General features: G+C 39.5%; 20 protein-coding genes. 13 read left to right on the top strand and 7 right to left on the bottom strand.

What is annotated here, in order from left to right:
• Positions 1-82: 82 nt before the first annotated feature.
• Positions 83-802, bottom strand: coding sequence for a 3-ketoacyl-ACP reductase (locus ABE099_RS17635; RefSeq protein WP_430032395.1), 720 nt, complete (start codon positions 800-802; stop codon positions 83-85).
• Positions 803-922: 120 nt separating this feature from the next.
• Between ABE099_RS17635 and ABE099_RS17630 the strand changes: the two genes are divergently transcribed.
• The 4 genes from ABE099_RS17630 to ABE099_RS17615 all read left to right on the top strand — a co-directional run bounded on the left by ABE099_RS17630 (position 923) and on the right by ABE099_RS17615 (position 4,535).
• Positions 923-1,363: a MarR family winged helix-turn-helix transcriptional regulator gene (locus ABE099_RS17630; protein WP_430032394.1), complete on the top strand. Its 441-nt coding sequence runs from the start codon at positions 923-925 to the stop codon at positions 1,361-1,363.
• Positions 1,364-1,459: 96 nt separating this feature from the next.
• Entirely contained in the window at positions 1,460-2,086 is a 627-nt protein-coding gene (locus ABE099_RS17625; RefSeq protein ID WP_430032393.1) for a nitroreductase family protein, read from the top strand.
• Positions 2,087-2,320: 234 nt separating this feature from the next.
• Positions 2,321-3,412, top strand: coding sequence for an SPFH domain-containing protein (locus ABE099_RS17620; RefSeq protein ID WP_430032392.1), 1,092 nt, complete (start codon positions 2,321-2,323; stop codon positions 3,410-3,412).
• Between the two features lie 16 nt (positions 3,413-3,428).
• Entirely contained in the window at positions 3,429-4,535 is a 1,107-nt protein-coding gene (locus ABE099_RS17615; protein ID WP_430032391.1) for a hypothetical protein, read from the top strand.
• Between the two features lie 91 nt (positions 4,536-4,626).
• Here the strand turns inward: ABE099_RS17615 and ABE099_RS17610 are convergent, their stop codons facing one another.
• From ABE099_RS17610 to ABE099_RS17595, 4 genes are all read right to left on the bottom strand, one after another.
• A complete protein-coding gene (locus ABE099_RS17610) occupies positions 4,627-5,994 on the bottom strand; it encodes a helix-turn-helix domain-containing protein (protein WP_430032390.1) in 1,368 nt (455 codons plus the stop codon).
• Positions 5,995-6,352: 358 nt separating this feature from the next.
• Positions 6,353-7,609: a peptidase T gene (gene pepT / locus ABE099_RS17605; protein WP_430032389.1), complete on the bottom strand. Its 1,257-nt coding sequence runs from the start codon at positions 7,607-7,609 to the stop codon at positions 6,353-6,355.
• Positions 7,610-7,650: 41 nt separating this feature from the next.
• Entirely contained in the window at positions 7,651-8,022 is a 372-nt protein-coding gene (locus ABE099_RS17600) for a hypothetical protein (RefSeq protein WP_430032388.1), read from the bottom strand.
• 68 nt (positions 8,023-8,090) lie between these two features.
• Complete coding sequence (locus ABE099_RS17595) at positions 8,091-9,134, bottom strand: LLM class flavin-dependent oxidoreductase (RefSeq protein WP_430032387.1); 1,044 nt, start codon at positions 9,132-9,134, stop codon at positions 8,091-8,093.
• 316 nt (positions 9,135-9,450) lie between these two features.
• On the opposite strand from ABE099_RS17595, the gene ABE099_RS17590 reads away from it, so the two are divergent.
• On the top strand, positions 9,451-9,981 hold the full coding sequence (locus tag ABE099_RS17590; RefSeq protein ID WP_430032386.1) for a hypothetical protein: 531 nt from the start codon (positions 9,451-9,453) through the stop codon (positions 9,979-9,981).
• Between the two features lie 352 nt (positions 9,982-10,333).
• Complete coding sequence (locus tag ABE099_RS17585) at positions 10,334-11,680, top strand: diguanylate cyclase domain-containing protein (protein ID WP_430032385.1); 1,347 nt, start codon at positions 10,334-10,336, stop codon at positions 11,678-11,680.
• Between the two features lie 68 nt (positions 11,681-11,748).
• Here the strand turns inward: ABE099_RS17585 and ABE099_RS17580 are convergent, their stop codons facing one another.
• Positions 11,749-12,954: a glycosyltransferase family 39 protein gene (locus ABE099_RS17580; protein WP_430032384.1), complete on the bottom strand. Its 1,206-nt coding sequence runs from the start codon at positions 12,952-12,954 to the stop codon at positions 11,749-11,751.
• Positions 12,955-13,062: 108 nt separating this feature from the next.
• Between ABE099_RS17580 and ABE099_RS17575 the strand changes: the two genes are divergently transcribed.
• Complete coding sequence (locus ABE099_RS17575) at positions 13,063-14,004, top strand: 1,4-dihydroxy-2-naphthoate polyprenyltransferase (RefSeq protein WP_430032383.1); 942 nt, start codon at positions 13,063-13,065, stop codon at positions 14,002-14,004.
• Positions 14,005-14,066: 62 nt separating this feature from the next.
• Here ABE099_RS17575 and ABE099_RS17570 read toward each other — a convergent pair whose 3' ends face one another.
• Positions 14,067-14,567: a hypothetical protein gene (locus ABE099_RS17570; protein WP_430032382.1), complete on the bottom strand. Its 501-nt coding sequence runs from the start codon at positions 14,565-14,567 to the stop codon at positions 14,067-14,069.
• Between the two features lie 219 nt (positions 14,568-14,786).
• Here ABE099_RS17570 and ABE099_RS17565 point away from each other — a divergent pair, with 219 nt between their 5' ends.
• The 6 genes from ABE099_RS17565 (at position 14,787) to cydC (ending at position 23,372) form a co-directional block, all read left to right on the top strand.
• Positions 14,787-15,530: an ABC transporter ATP-binding protein gene (locus tag ABE099_RS17565; RefSeq protein ID WP_430032796.1), complete on the top strand. Its 744-nt coding sequence runs from the start codon at positions 14,787-14,789 to the stop codon at positions 15,528-15,530.
• A 4-nt stretch (positions 15,531-15,534) separates the two neighbouring features.
• Entirely contained in the window at positions 15,535-17,163 is a 1,629-nt protein-coding gene (locus ABE099_RS17560; RefSeq protein ID WP_430032381.1) for a hypothetical protein, read from the top strand.
• A gap of 318 nt (positions 17,164-17,481) precedes the next feature.
• Positions 17,482-18,882 (top strand): cytochrome ubiquinol oxidase subunit I, encoded by a 1,401-nt coding sequence (locus ABE099_RS17555; protein WP_430032380.1) that lies wholly within the window; start codon positions 17,482-17,484, stop codon positions 18,880-18,882.
• Positions 18,872-19,885 carry a cytochrome d ubiquinol oxidase subunit II gene (gene cydB / locus ABE099_RS17550; RefSeq protein WP_430032379.1) on the top strand — a complete coding sequence of 338 codons (1,014 nt, stop codon included), beginning with the start codon at positions 18,872-18,874 and terminating at the stop codon, positions 19,883-19,885. The genes ABE099_RS17555 and cydB overlap by 11 nt, the downstream gene beginning before the upstream one ends.
• Positions 19,885-21,621: a thiol reductant ABC exporter subunit CydD gene (cydD, locus tag ABE099_RS17545; RefSeq protein WP_430032378.1), complete on the top strand. Its 1,737-nt coding sequence runs from the start codon at positions 19,885-19,887 to the stop codon at positions 21,619-21,621. Before cydB ends, cydD begins: the two co-directional genes overlap by 1 nt.
• Positions 21,618-23,372, top strand: a complete 1,755-nt coding sequence (gene cydC / locus ABE099_RS17540; RefSeq protein ID WP_430032377.1) for a thiol reductant ABC exporter subunit CydC — start codon at positions 21,618-21,620, stop codon at positions 23,370-23,372. Before cydD ends, cydC begins: the two co-directional genes overlap by 4 nt.
• Positions 23,373-23,445: the final 73 nt, after the last annotated feature.

The raw sequence follows: 23,445 nt of genomic DNA, 5'->3' as shown, positions 1-23,445 counted from the left end.
ATACCCTTCTGCAATGCTAGAGCGAGTTTTTATATAGAGAGGCTTGCTGAATAATTGAAGATATACCAGTTTAAGCTGATAATTATTGTGGATTCGTGGTCCAAATTCCTGCTGTTTTCACCAATACACGTGGTGGTAACTTCAAGGTCGCGAGTGCAAGCTCTGCTACATCCTCAGGCTGCATCATCCGATCCTCATCTCCGATTTTAAGCCCTGCATTGACAGCAAGATCAGTATTTACCGTACTTGGTGTTAATGCTACGACACGAATGTTAGATTTACGAACCTCCTGCATAAGCGATTCCGTAAAGCCCATTAAAGCAAATTTAGATGCACAATATGCGGAGCCTGTTGCGAACCCTCGTTCACCCGCAGTGGATGCTACGTTGATGATGTCCCCACTTTTTTGTTCTAGTAAAAATGGCAAAGCCGCTTTGGTCACATAATACGTTCCCATTAGATTTACTTGGATAATGCGCTCCCAATCTGCAATGTCCATCTCAGCCACAGTGCCGAACTGAGCGACGCCAGCATTATTAATTAAAATATCTACAGAACCAAGCGCGTTAATCAGTTTTTGAACTGCGGCTTCTGCTTCTGTATAGGTAGCAATATCTGCGCTGGCAACTTCGACCTTAACACCATATTGTTGCTGTAATTGCTGTTGTAATGATTCTAAGTCAGCGGTAGTACGAGCAATTAAGCCAAGGTTTACTCCTTCCTTTGCAAGTGCAATGGCGATTGCCTTTCCGATTCCTTTTCCTGCTCCAGTGATAATGGCATTTTTATTTTTTAGTGACAAGCTAGATCGCCTCCATAAACGTAATTTCATTCATCCATAGTTTACCATCATAAATAATTTGACATCAACACGGCATTGATTTATCTTAATATTAAGATACTTAATAACGGGGTGAAAATAATGAGTTCAAATCGTAATGAAGCATTGGATTTATTTATTGCATTATCAAGAGCCAACCAATGGGTAAATGCAATTTCGGATCAGGATATACGGGAAAATGATATGACACGTACTGAATTTGCGGTGTTAGAGCTGCTACATCATAAAGGACCTCAGCCTATTCAGCAGATCGGAAATAAGGTGTTAATGAGTAGCGGTAATATTACATATGTCGTAGATAAGCTAGAGAAAAAGGGATTTGTTAAGCGTAGAGCTTCTAGCGAGGATAGACGTTTAATTTATGCGGAGGTTACTCCTGCTGGTAGCCAGTTTATTGAGCAAAATTTTCCTAAACATGTTCAAGCGATTGAAAGGGCAGTGAGTGGACTTTCCTTAGAAGAGAAAAAAATCGCAACTGCCTTGCTGAAAAAGTTAGGGAAAGCTGCTCAGGAGCAGTGTTAGGTACAAATGCCTATATATTGTTGGAAATATCACAGTTCCATAATCTGGACAAGTGATAAACTAGTCATTAGAAGTTACATCCTAGGGGGAATTATTTTGAGTAATCCAGCATTTACAGATCTAGTGAAATCAAGACGTTCTGCTAACAAGTTTATCCCTGAAACACCAATTACAGATAAAGAAATTGACGCAATTTTCTCTTTAGTTAAGTTTGCACCTTCTGCTTATAATCTACAGCATGCCAATTATATCGTTGTGCGTGAAGAGGAAAATAAGCAAAAAGTATACGAGGCGGCCTATAAGCAATACAAAATATTAACGGCTTCCGCGGTCATTGTCGTATTAGGTAATAAAAAAGCGTATGAAGATGTTGAAAAGCTCAATGAGGGTATGCTGAATTTAGGTATTTTGAGCAAGCAGGAGTTTGATCGACAAGTTGAAATTGTTCATCAAGATTATGCCGCGCGTGGTGGAGACTTCATGCGTGATGAAGCGATTCGTAACGCTAGCTTATCTGCGATGCAGCTTATGCTGATTGCGAAGGATCAAGGCTGGGATACTTGTCCAATGATCGGCTTTGATGCTACGGCACTGACAAGTGCATTAGATATCTCACATGACTACGAGCCGGTGTTGCTTGTTGCTATTGGAAAAGAAGATACCTCCAAACCTCGTCCTCGTGGGTACCGTAAGCCCGTAGGTGAATTTGTTAAAATGATGTAAGTGGTAAATTTTAAATCAAGTTTATTATACAAATGTAACGGGACAATCTCATTGTTCATATCTTTATATCTAAGCGGACATGGAAAGAATTTAGCCATGTCCGCTTTTGTCAAATTTACTAGAATTGACGTATACTAGAGAATATTAACTAGCTCACAGGAAGATTAGATAAAAAGTAATAAATAGTAGTGTTATTAGTGTTATCACATCGAAGAGGGGAAGGATGAATAACATATGGGTCTTTTTTCATTTTTAAAAGGTCAATTTATTGAAGTCATCGAATGGAACAATACAGCAGGGGATATCGTCTATAAATTTCCAGTTTACGATAATGCAATAAAAATGGGCGCACAGCTCATTGTCCGTGAGGCTCAAGCGGCTATTTTTGTGAATGAAGGGGTTATTGCAGACGTATTTGGCCCAGGTAGACATACATTGCAAACAGAAAACATGCCACTTTTAACAGGGCTAAAATCGTGGAAATATGGCTTTAACTCACCGTTTAAGGCAGATGTTTATTTTGTTAGCACTGCGATTTTTACAGACCAGAAGTGGGGAACAACTAATCCGGTTATTATGCGTGATCCTGAGCTAGGTGCAATACGTGTTCGCGGCTTCGGCAATTATTCATATCGGGTTAGTGATCCAGCGTTATTTATGCGTTCCTTGTTTGGGAGTAACGAACAGTTTACGCCAGATAATATTCATGGTTACTTTAAAACGTTAATGATTTCTACGTTGAGTGACGCCTTGGCGGAATCACAAATTCCTGTCATTGATATTGCTACACGTTATGAAGAGCTAAGCCAAGGTATCGCTTTACGCTTGGAATCTCATTTTCGTGAGTTAGGGTTTGCCTTTACTGGTTTTGTGATTGAAAACTTATCTCTACCACCTGAAGTCGAGGCCATGATTGATCGTAAATCTTCAATGAACATTGCAGGTAACTTAGATCAATATATGAAGTATCAGACAGCAGAAGCGATTCGTGAATCAGCGAACAATACTAGTGGTGGATTGGCAGGTGCAGGTGCTGGTATGGGTGCCGCGATGGCAATGGGACAAATGATGCAAGGGGCGTTAAATCCAAACGCACAAGGGGGTAACATCCCACCAGGACAGCCATCAGAGCAACCTAATGTCAATTCAGCTCCAAATGTGCAGGGTGAAGTAGCGTGTGGTAGCTGTCAAACATCAATGAAGCCAGATGATAAATTTTGCTCTCATTGTGGTACGCCAAGACCTGTCGTGAGTTTTTGTAAGGAATGTGGAACAAAGCTAGCCGTAGATGCAAAATTTTGCTCAGGGTGTGGCACGAAGCAATAGGAGGGAACGATGACTTATGACGAGTGAACCGAATACAGCGTCATCGATGTTTCCTTGTGCTAGCTGTGGCGGGCAAATGTTATTTAATACGGAGAGCCAAAGCTTGAAATGCCAATATTGTGGACGAGAGGAAAGCATTGAGTCGATTTTAGAGCAACCCACAGAATACAAGCTAAATGTTGCCAACATGGAGTTGTCCGCGGCAGCAGAATGGGATATTTCAGAACAAGTTATCTCATGTACAAATTGTGGGGGACAGATGGTCGTGGATGGACTACAAAGTGCATTATTATGTCCATTTTGCGGGTCGCCTAAGGTGTTGCCTCAGCAGCATGTCGAGAGCACGATTCGCCCTGAATCGCTGATGCCTTTCCGTTTATCTAAGGAGGAGGCGCTGGCTTCCTTTAGAAAATGGAAGAAAAAGCGTTGGTTTGCCCCCAATGATTTTAAACGTCATCATTTAAATACAACTTTAAATGGGGTTTATATTCCATTTTGGACTTATGATGCTGATAGCTCCTCCGCGTATTCTGCACAGGTAGGCGTCTATCACTATCGTTACGAAACACGGACACGCACAGTGAATGGAAAGGTAGAAACCTATCAGGAACGTGTACGTTATACGGTATGGCATCATGCTAGTGGGGTATATCGACAGTTTTATGATGATGTGTTGATTCCTGCTTCTAGTCATTATGATGATGCTTTGCTCCGTAAAATTGGTGGCTATAATTTGAAGAGCTTGCATTCGTATCAGCCCCAATATTTGAGTGGCTTCATTGCCGAGCGTTATTCTGTTTCTTTAAAGGATGGCTGGGATCAAGCCTGTCATGAGATGGATCGACGAATTGAATCAGGTGTGCGGTCTATCATTGGTGGTGATGAGGTACGTGGATTGCGAATAAAAACGAACTATTTCGACCAGACCTATAAGCATATTTTATTGCCAGTCTGGAACGCTGTATACACGTATAAGGATAAGCAGTATCGATATATGGTCAATGGGGAAACCGGTGATGTGTCAGGTAGGGCACCTAAAAGTGCTTGGAAAATCACCTTTTTTATCTTGGCTTGTATTGCCGTTACGCTTCTTATTGTATGGTTAGTTAAGCAAGCAGAGTAGAAGGGGAATACAATAATATGTTAGAGCAGTCCCTAATATCCAGCTAGCATTTTAGGCACTGCTCATTGTATTTTATGGTTAGTTCAAGTGATTACACAGAAACTACAGGCTTAGATTCATGATGGCTAGATATGGCACAAATTAAATGATGATAGCGATTTTGTCCATTTTGTGAGGTCAAATGCCGATATTTTTCAAAAAATGTTATACATTTTATAATCTCCCCTGCTTGACTAAAGCGTATAGCTACGGTGAGCCCATCTAAAATACATTTTATCCCTTCCGCATAACTTCCTTTTTCAATATAAAAGCTAGCAAGTCCAATAAAAAATGAAATATAAGCATCGTCTAATGAAGCTTGGCTTACGTCTAAGCTTAACAAATAACTTTGGAAGTGGTGAAGAATCGGCTCAATTTCAAAGTTATATTGGTTAGCCGCTTGAACAATAATGTTTAATGCAGGGAGTATTTCACTTTCTTTATTAGAAATATAATCTATATAGGTTGGTAATACCTGAATTTTACCCATCATTAGCTGGTACTGGAACGTATCGATTGTTGCACGTTCTCTATAATAGGTAATCCAAGCCTCAGTCTCCTCTGTATGATCCTCCACACATTCTAAATTTTTATATAACGTTGTATAATGTAGTGCCATTTCATAGTTTTGTTGCTGCCCACATACTTTAGCTCTTAAATAATACCCCTCTAAAATATATGAAAACAAAGGTTGTTTTATTTTAAGAATAATGGAGTTTTTCTTAGAGGAATGGTGCCTGTACTGATAATATGCCTGCGCTTTTATCGTAAGCTTTTCCGCTAAAAGATTCAGTCGATTCCAATCCTTTACTCTCAGATATGTTGTTGCTAAGTCTTTGATGGCATCAAGCTCAATTTCTTCACTTAGATTATCAATATAGTTTTCAAAAATGGCGGCAGCTCTGACGTTTTCAGTGTAATCTTCGCCAATACTTAATAAAAATAAACGATATTGACATAACGCTAAGCGCTCTGAGCGCTGGTATTTCTCACATTCAGCAATCACCTTGTAGAGTATCCGTGATGCATCGTAATAATCAAGCCAAAAAAAGTCCTCCGCCGTCTCAAATAGTTGAGGAATATAGGCGAGTGTATCCATCGTAAGTCCGATGACCCGCTCGATACAATCAATTCGATTGAGCTCTGCACACCGATATAAAAAAGGCTTTAATCGGCGCCAATTTGGTGGAGAATGCAAAAAGAAATCTTCTATATACGCATCATAAAATGTATCCGGAGGCAGTCCCATTCCAGCGGTAATTTTATCAAGCTGCCCCATAGCAAGGGAGCGGTTGCCATTTACCAATGCACTTAAAGTCCCTACATTAATTTTCGTAAGCTTTGAAAAGTATTGAAAGGTGTAACCATGCTCCTTCATAAATTTTTCTAATTCAGAGGTTATTATATTATTCTGTGTCAAACAATCACCACCTTTGTAGCTACTTTCGATAAAAGTTTATATTTAACGACACAGGAATGTATTTGGTAATATTGTATTTCTTTACATAATGGTTAAAATCCTTTATTTTCTTCGTTTTATTTTTTCCTTTTTTCCCTTTTTTCTATGACACATATTTGACAATTCTTTCACACCCCATCCACTAAATAGAAGCGCTTTGAACAGTCTAGCAATACATCCCGATTCCACATTTAAGTAGGTACATTTTAAAAAAATAAAGTGGTGGATGATCGGAAGCAGATTAAGCTTCTTACAACATCCACCACTTTTATGTCTAGAAAAGGCTTAAGACCTCGAAATCCTAAAGCTTAAATTAAACTTAACCTTGTTCTTCGAATTTTTTGATTACATCAATTACAACGTGAGTAGCTAACACCATGTTATCTAAGGACACAAATTCATATTTACCATGATAGTTTTCCCCACCTGTAAAAATGTTAGGCGTAGGTAATCCCATGTAGGACAACTGGGAACCATCAGTACCTCCGCGAATTGGCTGAATAATCGGCGTGATGTCTAAGGCTTCAAGCACACCTTTGGCAATCTCAACAATTTCAAAGACAGGCTCAATTTTTTCGCGCATATTGTAATACGTATCTTTGATTTGCACGCTAACAGCATGTTCTCCATATTTTGCTTGAAGCTGCTTAGCGGTTTGCTCAACTAGTGATTTACGCTGTTCAAAGGCAGTGCGATCAAAGTCTCGGATGATATATTTTAAAGTTGCAAATTCAACGTTACCGGATATATCTGTCAGATGATAGAAGCCTTCGTAGCCTTCTGTCTGTTCAGGACATTCAGCCGTAGGCAACAGCGAGTGGAACTCCATAGCTAGCTTAGAGGCATTCACCATTTTATCCTTGGCGGTTCCAGGATGTACACTAATCCCTTGAAAGGTCAATGTAGCCGCTGCTGCATTAAAGCTTTCGTATTCAAGCTCTCCTACAGGGCCACCATCCATTGTATAGGCGTATGTAGCACCAAATGCTGCCACATCAAACTTCTCAGGTCCACGTCCAATTTCCTCATCAGGTGTAAAGGCAACTCGAATTTTACCGTGTTTAATTTCAGGGTGCTTAATCAGATAATGCATGGCCGTCATAATTTCTGCAATCCCTGCTTTGTCATCTGCACCAAGTAATGTGGTGCCATCTGTTGTAATTAAGGTATGTCCTTTATAGTTGTGCAAATTAGGGAAGTCAGCAGGAGAAAGCTTAACACCTAATGCAGCATTTAAAAGGATCTCTTGTCCGTCGTAATTTTCTACAATTTGTGGCGAAACATTTTCCCCAGAAGAATCAGGTGATGTATCCAAATGGGCTAAAAAGCCAATGACGGGGATATCCTTTTCTGTGTTCGCAGGTAAGGTGGCCATTACGTATCCATAGGGATCAACAGTGACATCTTCCATGCCAATTTCCTTCAGCTCCTTCACGAGCTGGTGAGCCAACGTCATTTGCCCAGGAGTAGAAGGACAGGTTTCGTTATCCTCATTAGATTGTGTATTTACTTTTGCATATGAAATAAAGCGTTGCTTCAGTTCCTCTACAATTTCTTCTTTTAATGCCTGCTTCATTCTTTAGCACACTTCTTTCTCCATTTAGTTATATATTCATATTATTTAATTTGAACCTCTAATTGGTCTATCATCCGCTTGGCTTCAATTAATGATAAATTTGTCGCTTCACGTAGCTTCTTGATCGCACGGATGCTTTGTCCATTTTCCACCAGTGTGCGAAGCTCTGCTTGTAAGTGTGCATTTACAATTAAGGGGCCGTTGCCTAAAGTATGACTTGCTTGATCTTCGTAAGTATAGGTTGGATTTCCTTTTGGCACGTTTCCTGTTGATGCATTGGTGGTGCCATAGACAAGCACATCTCTCAATTGCTTTTGCACAGTATGAAGTTGTCTTTGTAAACTAATAACTTTAACTGCAAGCAGGAGTGTGATAACTAATGAGCTGGCTGCAATCATCGTTATGGGATCCATACTACCAAGCTCCTTTCAAAAGACAATTTAATCCCTTAATTATAACATGTACCATGAAATGCTTTAAATCATACCTCAGTAGTGTTCCCGAATATTTCTGCTAATAATGAATAGGAATGTAAACGTGCTGTATGATCATATATTTGTGCGGATAGGATGATCTCATCTGCCCCCGTTAGTTCCAGGTGTGATTGTAGCTTCGCGGCAACAGTGTTAGGGCTACCTACAGCTCCAAAGCTAAATTTGCCCTGAACCAGTGCCTTTTCTTGTGCATTCCACAATGAATCCATATCGTCCGTTGGCGGCTGAAGTCTCCCTGTTTTTCCTCGGATTAGATTCAAAAACTGTTGTTGCTGAGAGGTAGCTAAATATTTAGCTTGTTCATCCGTATCCGCCACGACGGCATTTACTGCTATCATGACATGTGGCTTATCTAATACCTCAGATGGGGTGAAATGACTACGATACAAGTCAAGTGCTGGCATTAAATATTCAGGTGCAAAATGGCTAGCAAATGAAAAAGGTAAACCTAGACGACCAGCCAGTTCTGCGCTAAAGCCACTAGAGCCAAGTAGCCAGATTGGGATATTTAAGCCTTCACCAGGAATCGCCCTTACTCTAGAAGGGGCATGGGGATCGGGCTGGAAATAGGCGCGAAGCTCACGAAGGCGTTCAGGGAAATCCTGTCCATTGCTTCCAGGCCCTCGACGTAACGCTTGAGAGGTAGCACCATCTGAGCCTGGTGCGCGCCCTAAGCCTAAGTCAATTCTACCTGGAAATAAGCTTTCCAACGTGCCAAATTGCTCAGCAACAACAAGTGGTGAATGATTAGGTAGCATAATTCCGCCAGCGCCAACACGAATCTGCTTGGTATGTGCGGCGACTTGTCCGATCACAATCGAAGTTGCAGAGCTTGCAATTCCGGGCATATTATGGTGTTCTGCCAACCAATATCTATGATAACCCCAACGTTCTGCATGTTGTGCTAAGTCGATTGTATTTTTTAAAGAAGTTGCTACACTTCCTTCTTCAGTTACTGGGGCAAGATCGAGAATCGAAATGGGTGTACCTGCTAATATGCTGGATGTATGATTTTTAGCTTGATCTGTCACTTATAAAGCCTCCCTGTCTATATAGTTACACAATTAATTGTTTACAATTTATATCATACCAAAAGTAAGTGACTAACTTCAACTCCAAGAGTCCTTTGTTTAAATGATAGACTGTGCTGAATGCACTTACAATTAATACAATTTGTCATTTTATTTTAAAGCGATTGTGACCAATTCACATTTGCTGCACATTATAATGAAGGAGAAGGATCGTATAAAGGATATAAATACATATCCATCATGTTTATGAAAATGCTAATTAGGGTAATGACTATAAAGCAGCTTATCCTTCTTTTAGAAAGGTGGAGTACATGCGATGAATAAATGGAAAAAAACATGTCTTTCAATTTTGATGATTGTGGTGATGACACCATTTTTACTTTCAAATACAAAAGCATCTGATTATAAAGATGTAACTCCTACTATTAAACAAGCTAATGAAGTGACAGAGACGGTATATATTAATCACATAAGTACGGATGCCTCTGGAACAACATTGACGATAGAGCCAATTGAATGGTATCAAGGTGAAGCAGCACGTAAAGCTTTTGCAGCGCATGAACCAGATGCTGATCTTGATGGGCCACCAGATGGCTACTATATCGTGAACAACCATAAGCCTTTAGAAACGTATACTGTCTCTCCGAATGCAACAGTGATGATGCAAATTTATGATCGTACTGGCCAGCTTGAGGATATGGACATTCAAGCAAATGAACAAATAACGTTGGCTAAATTTAATAAAATCTTTGCTGACAAGGATAATTTAGATTTAAGTAATTTCCCTTACCATATTAAAATTCAAGACGGTGTAATTACATCGATTGTTCAACAGTATATCCCTTAATGAGGGGGAAAAAATAAGCTATAATTGAAGCACAAGCTTCAGGAGCATCCCTTCCTGACTGTTTGTGCTTTTTTATGATTAATTTTGATTAACTGGCGCATCTTGACGCTCATTTATTTCGCTATATACTGATTAAAAGGGGATTTTGGGCGAAGATAAATAGTCATTAAATGGTATCGAAAGTATTTTTTACGCTGATAATAGAATAGGTATTTAAGGATGAGCACGCCTAAGGTCGTTTTTTTTAGTATACTAGTATTTTAGGCATAGTTGCTTATACCTATTTTCAAGAAAAGAGTGGGATAGATAGATGCGTAACAGGCTGAACTTAATACATCAGAAAAACATTTGGATGTTGCGCATAATCGCGCTTTTTTATGGTTGTGCCTTTATTATTCATACTCTGGTGAGAGGCAAAATCTCTGGAAGCCATCTTGGTTTAACATTACTCCTATTTTTAATTGCCTTTATTTTTATAAAAATCCCCCGTTTATCAAGCTTTACAATGATGATGATCTGTGTGTTAATGTTTGTGTATTTTTACTCATTAATACTTCATACCCCTCATTACATTAATTATTTATTTATGGCATTAGTACCGATCTCTAGCTTGATTTATCATGATTTACGACCTGTTTTATTATCGAGCATTTTATATATCGGTTCTGGTTTATACTTTTTTTGGTATGACGGAAAATTAATGTTCCCTGGAATGGGGAGAGAAGATTGGATATATGTCGTTGCTTTTTCTGGATTTGTCTCTATATTTTGTATCATGTACACTAAAATGCTAAAAAACATTTTACAACGGGCTGATTTAAGTGAGGATCGATTGCAGACGATTTTAGATAATGTATCTATTGGTACTTGGTCTTATGATCTCCATACCGAGAAGCTAGAGCTATCTGGTCGATTGAAGAAAATGTTAGGGCTTGCACATTATACATCAATCACAGATTTATCTACTATGTATTTTTGTATCCATCCCGATGATCGTAAAGTAATTATGGATGCGCAACAAGAAATGGTGTTGTGGCGACAGACCTCCTCTAAAGACTTTAGAGTTTTAAATAAGGATGGTTCTATTACTTGGCTGCAAAACCGAGGACGTCCTCATTTTGATTATAAGGGTCATTTAGTTCGTTTAGATGGGGTCGTTATTGATATTACTGAACGTAAAGAGATGGAGCAGCGAATTGAGTATTTGGCTTATCACGATGAGATGACGGGACTACCTAATCGGGCAATGCTAAATAAAAAGTTCAAGGAGTATAGTCAGTGGATACGTTCCTCTTTGGCTATTTTATTTATTGATCTTGATAATTTTAAAGAAGTAAATGATACGTTAGGACATGCAAGTGGTGATTTATTATTAAAAGATGTAGCACAAAAGCTATTAGCTGTTGTACGAGAAGAGGACACCATTTGCCGACTAGGTGGCGATGAATTTGTCATTTTATTAACAGATATGGACGAGCAAAGCATTGTCACGGTTGCAAACCGTATTAAGCATAGTTTGTCGCAAATTCAAACCGGCCATATTAGAGTAGGAGCAAGCATTGGAATCTGTGTGGCGGCAGAAGGTGAAACGTTAGAGGATATGATTCATCGGGCGGATGAGTCTATGTATGGAGTAAAAAGAGGGAATGCAGACGTTGAGGTCAGGTTTCTAGATAAAAATCATTTCTCAGAACAATAATAGAGGAAGATAACCGTCATGTTCGGTGCATCTTCCTTTTTTTATTTAACTACGCTAAAAGTCCAGATTTATTTAGAAGTGCCATAGCTTGACCACAGTCGCTTCAGAAGCAGAGAAATAGCCCATATACCTAAAACCATAAACAGCAGGATAAATGGGGTTCCGTACCTTGCAGTGGGTATAAATAGAAGCTGGAACGCTAACATGCCTGAGCAACACCATGCCAAGAAATTACGTTTAAATAACCAATATATTATAGAGGGTACTGCAATGAGCAGAGTAAGATAATGTAAGATTACACCGCCGTAAACGTACAATTGAGGAAAATGGAACGTATTGCTTACCCACATATTACTAAACAACACTTGAAGCTTACCTACAGTAAACCATTTGAGGTATAGCAGGAAATTAGCTTGAAACCCTTCTAAAATGACCCGAAGCCCATAGCTAGTCTGATCTAGACCAAGTGCATACATTTCCTTAAAGTTAATAGGCTCGTTAAAATAAGGATAAGCTCCTGCTAATAAGGCATTACCGCTATCCGAAGCTAAAATCGTAAATTCATGTAATGAGACATAGTTTCTAATGATCCATGGTAAAAAGAAAATAACCATCGTTGCCACAAAGGGAAGCAGGACTCTCCTTTTCTCTCTAACAAATGCCAAAAATACAATGGCTAATACAATAACGGGCAACATGCTTGGCCTGGTCAAAATCCCATAACTTAAAATTGCAGAGGCCATAATGATATTAAGTAACGTCGGGTTTCTCCACATTCTCTCCCATGCAGCAAAAAATAAAGCAAGTAAAAACACAAATAAGGTTTCTGTCATAAATATGCCAGTCATAAAAATAAATGGCGGATAAATTGCCACAAAAAGCGAACCTAATAACGCCAAGCCAACTGAGGCTTTATTTCTTATCAAATAAAATACTGGAATGATGGTTGCTGCCCCCAACAGTATTTGTACCCATTTATACGCGGTTAAACTAAATGAGGTTAGGGTTAGAATAACATAACCAAAGAGTGGAAATCCCGGTGTTACTCTTGCGTTAGCGGTTTCACTTCCGTAACCATAAATGTGGTTATTAGCAAGTTGCTCTATCATACTGTAGTAGCGTCTACCATCCCCACCGAAGAAGTCTTGTGTCCCTGTCACAAAGACATAAAGCGCACGTAGTAACACTGCAACTACAAAAATCAAGGTTAACCATAATGTCCTTCTTTTCGAAAAGCTGGAGGTGAATCGGTTTAACTGGTTCAGATTTAACATGTGAGTGAGAACTCCTCTTCTAGTAATGAAAATACGTTAAGTCACAGTTTTTATGGACGTTACTTCAAAAATTATATATCCTTTTAGTAGGAGGATGACAAGACAAACATGAAGAAATTTTTAGATTTAGTAGAGATAAGAACAAAAGCAGCCAGTATGATCCCTTTTTTGATGGGGACTTCCTATGCGTGGTTTCGATTTGATACGTTTCAAGTAGAGCATTTTATATTAATGTTAGTGTCATTGCTAAGCTTCGACATGGCTACAACCGCCATAAATAATTATTATGACTACCACAAGGCGATCAAAAAATACGGTTATGGCTATGAGGCGCATAATGCAATTGTACGATATAAAATGAATCCAAGTAATGTGGCGCTATTAATTATTATTTTATTGGTGCTTGCGATTGGGGCAGGTATCCTATTATTTTTACACACGGGTTGGCTTGTCCTCGTATTAGGTGGACTTTCCTTTGCGGTTGGCATCCTGTATTCGTTTGGTCCTATTCCCATTTCGCGTATGCCACTTGGCGAAATTTTTTCGGGTCTTTTTATGGGCTTTGTCATTATTTATATTTCAACCTACATTCAAGTGGGTAATCAATTAGCAATCTTAACGTTTGAGCATAACAAAATCCTTTTGGAATTAGTATGGACGGAGACGTTATGGTTGTTCCTTGTGTCTATTCCAGCGATTTTATGTATTGCAAACATTATGTTAGCCAATAACATTTGCGATATGGAAGAGGATATTGAAAATAAGCGTTATACCCTTCCTGTTTATATTGGTCGTGAAAATGCATTGATTTTATTTAAAATATTATATTACGCCTCTTTTCTAGACCTCATTGTACTCTATTTGCTGGATGTTTCCCCAATCTTACTGTTGATTGCTTTACTCTCGATCATTCCAGTCACTAGTAATGCCAAGCAATTTATTGCTCAGCCAGTTAAAAGGTTGACCTTTAAATTAGCAGTGAGTAACTTTATGCTGACAAATATGTCCCGTATTGTAGTTTTGGTATTGGCGGCTTGGTTGAGACTATAACAAAAGAGCACTAGATTAGTGCTCTCAGGTATACAAGTCGGTCTAATTCAGTGCAACTATGCCTAATTACGTTTGGGCTTCATAATGAAAAAGGCTCCTATAATAATAAAGACGAGTGCAAGGACGGGTTGCCCAAACACAAATTGATTGTATAGGGAGCTAAGTGAGAAGACGGCAAAAAATAATAGGGATAATCCAGCTAATATATTAATGGGTATTAATAAGAATTTGTTCCGTTTTCCAAACCAATAAAATTCAAAGAGTCCTACTGCGGGTGCTGCAATAAACCCTGGCCACATATACTGCCAGCTATCAAATAAGGTAGAGATCTGGCAAACGAGACCTACTGTGAACAAAATACCACCGGGGATGAGCAATCCTGTAAGCTTGCGGTAGGAGAACGAAAAATAAAACCAATGTAATAATAGTCCAACTGGAATTACAAAAATCGTAGGCCAAAAGGTAGCAAATATAGCTCCTGGGGTAAGTGCTTGTTCCTTAAACCACAACAAATATATACCGATAATGATTAAAATAGGTCCTAACCAAGTTTTTTTATTCATTTTAATAATTCCTCCCTGGAATTTGTTTATAATATGTAATTTACTTTTTAGCAGCTTTGGAACATGTTCAGTATACTATATTTTTTTTAACTGATGCTTCCGTCTACAGGGATAATATAAACTAGACTAAGGTCTAGTAATTTTTGAAATATGACCTAAAAGGAGTTGAACGGCTTGTTAACCCATAATAAACCAGTCATTTCAATTAAAGATTTAAGGATGAAATATAGTGATCGGTACGTGTTAAATGGTGTTGACTTAGAGGTTTACCCAGGACAAATTATTGGATACATAGGCCCCAATGGCGCAGGAAAAAGTACTACCGTTAAAATTATGCTTGGTCTCGTTGAAGGCTTCACTGGGGATGTGACAGTATTAGGTGCACGTGTAGGTGAAGAGGGGGCTGATTTTAAAAAAAGGGTTGGTTACGTCCCTGAAATTGCTGAGATGTACGATATGTTAACTGCGATGGAATATCTTGTCTTTATTGGACAGTTATATGGCTTGGATGCGGATGAAGCAGAGAGCAAGGCAGGAAGGCTGATGGATCAGCTAGGGCTGTGGGAGATGCGTCATGCTACGATATCCACCTTCTCAAAAGGGATGAAGCAAAAGGTCATGATTATATCAAGCTTGCTTCATAATCCCGATATTTTATTTTTGGATGAGCCTTTAAGTGGCTTGGACGCAAATAGCGTTATTATTATAAAAGAAATGCTGGCATTGCTCGCAGCAGCGGGCAAAACTATTTTTTATTCTTCTCATATTATGGACGTGGTGGAGAAGATTAGTAGCCGTATCATTTTGTTGGATCAAGGGCGAATTGTTGCAGATGGCAGCTTTGAGGAGCTACAGCATCAGAGTCATGAGGGTTCATTAGAACAAATTTTTAATCAGCTGACAGGCTTTAATGAGCATCGTGAGATTGCTGAACGATTTGTATCGATTGTGCAAGGAGGGTAACCATATGAGGGATTATCGAACTTTGCAGCTATTAGATAAATGTAGTGGATTATTTACTAAATTCGGGATTGATTATAAAGCGATGCGGCACATCCTTCAAGTGAAGCTAACGCTCGATGCAAGAACTTCTTCCTTTTTATTAGCCAACACTAAATCTGAAAAAAATCAATTTATTCGTTCTTTATGGTTTTATTGCCTATTTGGCTTGATCACCAGCCCGCTCATTTATATCGCAGACAATTATTTGTTTCAGATGAGTATATTTTTTGGCATTTTTACATTTATGCTGTTAACAATTTTAATTTCAAGCTTTTCATCGATTTTATTAGATGTGCGGGATCGTACCATCTTGTTCAGTAAGCCAGTTGATAAAAAAACGATTGCCATGGCAAAAACGATGCACGTCTCTATTTATATGCTGTTCTTAACAGGATCGATTGCTCTCGTTCCCTTAGGCGTAGGACTGTATCGGCATGGTATTTTATTTTTTCTTCTGATGCTTTTATGTGTAGTGCTGATTGATTTATTTACGGTCGTTTTAACCGCACTTATTTATTTGCTGGTGTTACGCTTTTTTGATGGTGAGAAGCTCAAGGACATGATTAATTATGTACAAATTGGCCTAACTGTTGGTATTACGGTGGGCTATCAGCTATTAATACGTTTATTTGGGGTTGTAGATATGGCTGTCGTGTTTCAGTCCCAGTGGTGGCAATTTTTAATCCCACCGATCTGGTTTGCGGCTCTATTTGAGACCACGTTAAATGGGATACATGACCCATTATTTATACTATTTAGCCTGCTCGCCATCGTGATCCCTATTCTGTCATTTATCATCTACCTGAAATTTTTGCCTACGCTAGAGCGTTATGTGCAGAAGTTAGCCGCACCAAGTGGGGTTGATAAAAGTAAAAACAAACTCCCGAAGCTTCTTGCTAAATTAAGCTGTGGTAGTCAAACTGAAAAAGTGTTTTTTCAATTTATATGGACAATGATTAAGAAGGAACGCAAGTTTAAGCTTAAAGTTTATCCTTCACTTGGCTTGTCATTGGTGTTTCCGTTTATTTTTTTGTTTAGCCCAGGTTTTGGAGGGAGTAGTAACTTTCAAGGCTCACCCATGTTTTTACTCATTTATTTTTGTGCCATGTTCATTCCAACGGTCATCATTATGATTCAATATAGTGAAAAGCATAAAGGTGCATGGATTTATGAAATTACGCCAATACAGGATGAAGTGGTTATATATAAAAGTATGATTAAGGCTTGCTTCTTACGTCTCATCGCACCAGTGTTTCTACTCGTCAGTATTGTAATGATCTATTTATTTAGCATTGCTATCATACCTGATTTAATTTCTGTATTATTAAGCCTCTTTTTGTATACGGTTCTAACCTTCATGTATTTTGAAAAGTCATTACCGTTTTCCAAGCCGTTTGGGGTTGGGGAATCAGCAGAAGGCGTAAAGGTTGTGCCTATCATGCTAGTTGCTTTTTTGATTGCTCTTATTCATTTCGCCTTTTTGCAGGTCATTTATGGTACTTATTTGTACATGGTGCTCGTCATTGTGTTAAATTGGCTTGCATGGAGCAAGGGTTTTACCAAAGACGTATTAATACGTGGAGTTAAGATATAATATCTATATAAAATAACAGCAGAAGGCAGGGGGAATTGTCATTTTTTTGATGGTTTTCCTTGCCTTTAGTTTCATGTAAGCTAATTAATTGCAAATGGACACATTTTATTCACATATAACAATTGCGATAAAGCTATGTGTGGCAAGGGTTTGACGATTCTTAATCCAAATGTGACATTAATCATGTGATTCTTGTCACAAAATTATTGATTTTTATGTGTTAGCTTGCACGAAAACAGTGATAGAATTCACAATAGTTGAGCATTTATGCAAAATGCCTAGATAATTATAATGATGAGAAAGTAGGGAAGAGATATGTTGGATCCGGTTATGCTTGGACGCCTTCAGTTCGCAGTGACTACCATTTTCCACTTCTTCTTTGTGCCACTGTCTATTGGTCTGGTGTTGCTTATCGCGATCATGGAGACGATGTATGTCGTCAAGGGCAAAGAAATTTACAAAAAGATGGCAAAGTTTTGGGGACATTTATTTCTAATTAACTTCGCAGTAGGGGTAGTAACAGGGATTCTTCAAGAGTTCCAGTTCGGGATGAACTGGTCTGATTATTCTCGATTTGTGGGTGACGTATTTGGTGCGCCACTTGCCGTTGAGGCCTTGTTCGCCTTTTTCATGGAATCGACATTTATAGGTTTATGGATTTTTGGTTGGGACCGCTTATCAAAAAAGGTTCACTTAATGTGTATTTGGCTTGTTGCAATAGGAACTACCGTGTCAGCGTTCTGGATCTTAGCTGCGAACTCCTTTATGCAAAGACCAGTTGGGTTCGAGGTGGTTAATGGTCGGGCGGAGATGAACGACTTCTTTGCACTAATTTCTAATGGACAGCTATGGGTTGAGTTCCCGCATACTGTATTAGGTGCATTTGCCACAGGTGCTTTCCTCATTACAGGGGTAAGTGCTTATAAGTTGCTCAAGAAACAAGATACAGAATTTTTTATGAAATCATTTAAGATTGCATTGATTGTTGCTCTAATTTCCTCCTTTGGTACAGCATTGGTTGGACACTCCCAAGCGCAATATTTGGTGAAGACTCAACCAATGAAAATGGCTGCATCTGAAGGTCTTTGGGGTAAAAGTGGTGATCCTGCGCCTTGGACTGTGTATGCGCATATCGACCCTGAGAAAAAGGAAAATAGCTTTGAAATTAAAATTCCTTACGCTTTAAGCTTTTTATCCTATAGTAAGTTTTCGGGTGAAGTTAAAGGGATGAACGAGCTTCAAGCAGAATATGAACAAACATACGGACCAGGTAATTATATACCACCAGTAAGAACTACCTTCTGGAGCTTCCGGATCATGGTTGCGGCAGGTTCAATTATGATTTTACTAAGTCTATATGGTGCTTATTTAATGGCACGAAAGAAATTAGCAAATCCAAACAAAAAGTATTACAAAATGATGTTATGGGCAATTTCCTTACCGTTCATTGGAAATACAGCAGGCTGGATTATGACCGAGATTGGACGTCAACCATGGACTGTATTTGGCTTAATGCAAACGAAGGATAGTATTTCACCAAGTGTAACGGGTGGACAGATTTTATTCTCTTTGATTGCATTCACCTTAATTTATGCGGTTCTTGGTATCATTATGGTTTACTTGTTCGTCAAGTCGATTAAGAAAGGACCATATGCGAAAGACGATCATGATGATAGTCATGCAGATCCATATGATAAGGAGGGATACCATGTCTCTTAATGAATTGTGGTTTGTGCTTGTTGCCGTATTGTTTATCGGTTTCTTCTTCCTCGAAGGCTTTGATTTTGGGGTAGGGATGAGTACAAAATTTCTGGCTAAAAATGATATGGAAAAGCGGATTTTGATCAACTCCATTGGTCCCTTCTGGGATGCTAATGAAGTATGGTTAATTACAGCGGGGGGCGCGATGTTTGCTGCATTCCCGAACTGGTACGCTACGATGTTTAGTGGTTATTACACTCCACTTGTTGTGTTATTGCTTGCGCTCATTGCACGTGGGGTTGCTTTTGAATTCCGTGGCAAGGGCAAGGGAGAAGCTTGGAAAAAATCATGGGATGCTTCTATCTTCTTTGGTAGCCTACTCCCTCCATTTTTACTTGGAGTTGTTTTTGCAGGCATGATGAAGGGTCTTCCGATCCATGAAGATATGGAAATGCGAGCAGGATTATTTGATATGGTTAATGTCTATACTGTAATGGGTGGAATCACCGTTGTAATGCTATGCTTAGTGCATGGCTTAATGTTTACAACTTTACGTACAGTGGGCGATCTTCAATTACGTGCGCGTAAGCTAGCTAAGACATTGTTGTATCCACTTGCTGTATTGTTAGTTGTATTTGCAGTAATGACTTATTTCCAAACGGATATTTTTGAGGTTCGTGGTGGTATCTTGACCATCATCGCGATCTTAGGGGTTGTATTGTTCTTATTAGCAGGCTACTTCATGGTTAAGCAGAAGGACAGTTGGGCATTTGGGATGACTGGGGGCGTAATTGCACTTTCTTTTGCGTCGATCTTTGTAGGGATGTTCCCTCGAGTTATGGTTAGCTCTATTAATGATGCTTTCTCATTAACATTAACCAATGCAGCATCAGGACAATATTCATTGAAAGTAATGAGTATTGTAGCTTTAACCTTGTTACCATTTGTTTTAGGTTATCAAATCTGGAGTTATTTTGTGTTTCATAAACGCATTCATGAAAAGGAGCATTTGGAATACTAATGGGTCGTGGATTGATGAACTTCAAAGGAATTAGGCCAGTAATGATAATTATGGCTTTATTAACATTGATTCAGAGTATCGCGATAATTATGCAAGCAAAGTGGCTGGCAGAGGTTGTCTCTGCCCTCTTTGCGGGCGCAAAAGTAGAGGAACAGTTCGGCACAGCCGGATTGTTCCTAATTGCATTTGCAGTGAGACAGCTATGCGTATTGTTGCAGCAGCGTACAGCGTCCCATTTTGCCGATAAAACAAGTCGAGATTTGCGTAAAAAAGTTCTGGATAAGTTGTTCCAGCTTGGTCCACGGTATGCAGGAGTTGCGGGTACAGGGAATTTAGTTACCCTTGTAATTGAAGGGGTCATTAAGTTCCGTAATTACTTAGAACTATTTCTTCCACGAATGCTTGCTACTGGAATGACGCCAGTGCTGGTATTAGCTTATGTGTATTATTTGGATGTAAGATCAGGGGTAATCTTAACTTTTACCTTGCCGATTTTAATTGTATTTATGATTTTAATTGGACTTGCCTCTAAAAAGCGAATGGATCAGCAATGGGAGTCATATCGTACCTTGTCTAACCATTTTGTTGACTCTTTACGTGGTTTAGAAACGTTGAAGTTCCTTGGTCGTAGTAAGCAACATAGCGAATCTATTCAAACGGTTAGTAACTCGTATCGGGAAGCCACGGTTAAGACGTTACGTATCGCTTTTTTATCTTCCTTTGCCCTTGATTTCTTTACGATGTTGTCGGTCGCTTCTGTTGCCGTTAACCTTGGGCTTCGATTGATTGATGGTCATATTTCATTACTACCTGCGCTAACTGTGCTGATTTTAGCACCTGAATACTTCCTACCTGTACGAATGGTGGGGGCAGATTATCATGCCACACTAGATGGAAAAGAAGCAGGGGAAGCGATGAATCAAATTATTACTTCCGCAGAGGCGAGAGAAGCTCAGCATGTGGCACTTCCTGCAAATGTTAATCTAAGTTGGAAACAAGATAGTACACTTAAACTCCGTGGTATCGGATTAAGTCATGAACATAGCCACATTCCTTCGGTGAGCGACGTTTCACTTGAAATTTCTGGTTTACGCAAGATTGGAATTGTAGGCGAAAGTGGCGCTGGTAAGTCTACGCTTATCGATATGTTAGGCGGGTTTTTAAGTCCAACTGCAGGTGAATTTGAGATTGATGGGGTTGCGGTGCATGATTTAATGCATAGTGATTGGAGTAATCAGATTACATATATTCCGCAAAACCCTTATATTTTTAGTGGTACATTAGGTCAAAACATTGCCTTTTACAGTCCTGACGCTACAAGTGAGCAAATTCGAGACGCTGCTGAGGCGGCTGGTTTAGGTGAATTGGTGTCAAGCTTGCCACAAGGTTATGATGAGCAGATCGGCGGCGGTGGACGTGCATTAAGTGGTGGACAAGAGCAACGTGTCGCCTTAGCGCGTGCTTTATTAACAGGTCGTCCAATTATATTGCTGGATGAGCCAACTGCTCATTTAGATATTGAAACTGAGTATGAGCTAAAGGAAACGATGTTGCCGTTGTTTGACAATAGACTCGTTATTTTGGCAACACATCGTCTTCATTGGATGTCTAATATGGATGAAATTATTGTGATGGAGCAAGGTAAGGTTTTGGAAAGAGGAAGTCATGATGAACTCATGCAATTACAAGGTGCATATTATAACATGCTCCACTTGCAGCAGGAGGGATTAGCATGAAGCAAGAAGACTGGTTACGACCTTATTTTCGGGAATATAGCGGAAGATTTGCCCTCTATTTGATTCTGTCGATCCTTACTGTATTGTGTGCAGGGATGCTGATGTTTACGTCAGGGTTTTTGATTTCAAAGTCTGCTACGATGCCCTACAATATATTGTTAGTTTACGTGCCTATTGTAGGTGTACGTACCTTTAGTATTGGTCGGTCTGTCATTCATTATGTTGAACGTCTTGTTGGTCATGATGCGGTATTACGTATTTTATCTAAAATGCGTGTACGGCTTTATCGGATTTTGGAGCCCCAAGCTTTGTTTATTTCCTCTCGTTATCGTACAGGTGACATTCTTGGCGCACTAGCGGATGATATCGAACAGCTTCAAAACGTGTATATTCGTACCGTGTTTCCAAGTCTGGTTGCTGTTGTGTTATATGCAGCGGCGGTGATTGGGATTAGTGGGTTTGATGTCACCTTTGCCGGTTTAGTTGCGATTTATATTTTTATCTTAGTTTTTGTGTTGCCGTATATATCATGGAAGTTAACTAAGGGTACTAATAAAGCGGTAAAAAGAGAGCGTAACGGCTTATACCAAAAGCTAACGGATGCAGTTATGGGAATAGGCGATTGGGTCATTAGCGGAAGACAAGGCCACTTCTTACATGATTATGAAAATGAAGAAGCTACTGTAGCGCAAAAGGAAAGAAAACTACGAGCTTGGAGTAGATGGCGGATGCTAATCGGTCAACTCGTGGTAGGGATCGTTGTTGTCTCCATGCTCTATTGGTCAGGCAACCAAGCGGCGGCAGGGCAGATTGATATTACGTTAATTGCTGCCTTTACCTTAGTTGTATTTCCAATTGCAGATGCCTTTTTGCCTGTATCGGAGGCGATTGAGCGTATTCCGGGGTATCAGGAATCCCTGAACCGATTGGATGGGATGTCGGGTTCTGATTCAATGTTAGCAGGTAATGCACAGAGTGGGCTTCGCCAGCTAACAAAAGAAGAGATTAGCGCAGCATCCAAGCTTGCTAATCTTTCATTAGTTGATGTTGCCTTTCGTTACAATGAAGGTGAAAGTAATTCGGTACAATCACTTTCCTTAGACATTCCACAAGGCAAAAAAATCGCAATTATTGGACGTAGTGGTGCGGGCAAATCTACATTATTAAAATTGATTCAGGGCGCTCTAGTCCCAACTGAGGGAAGCGTCACAGTAAATGGGATCAGTGCGCATCAATTTGGGGATGAGATTGCCCACGTGATTGCTGTATTAAATCAACGTCCTCATCTATTTGATACGACATTAGCAAATAATATTGCATTGGGACATAGCGGATGCACGAAAGAAGAAATGATGGATGCCGTTGAACGAGCGCAGCTATCCCCGCTGGTGGCTAGTCTCCCAGCAGGCTTAAATACACCGATGCGGGAAACAGGACAACGGTTCTCAGGTGGAGAACGTCAACGTGTCGCCTTAGCGCGTGTGTTATTGCAAAATACACCGATCTTAATTTTGGATGAACCTACAGTAGGGCTTGATCCACGTACAGAGCGTGAACTATTGTCTACGATTTTCCATAGTACAACAGGTAAAACCTTAGTCTGGGTTACCCATCACCTTGTTGGTGCAGAGCAGATGGACGAAATTATATTTATGGAGCAAGGCAAAATTATTATGCAAGGCTCGCATGCTGAGTTGATGGAGCGTGAGCCAAGATATCGTCATTTGTATGAACTCGATAAGCCACAATAAATTAGCATACAAATATAAAGACCTCCTTTCCACAAATCGTGGTTAGGAGGTCTTTAAAATTTTTCCATTAGTT

It is taken from the genome of Paenibacillus turicensis, from assembly GCF_050461185.1.
Taxonomy (GTDB): Bacteria; Bacillota; Bacilli; order Paenibacillales; family Paenibacillaceae; genus Fontibacillus; species Fontibacillus turicensis_A.
Note: the sequence above shows the minus strand (reverse complement) of the source record. Positions and strands in the feature narration are given on the sequence as shown.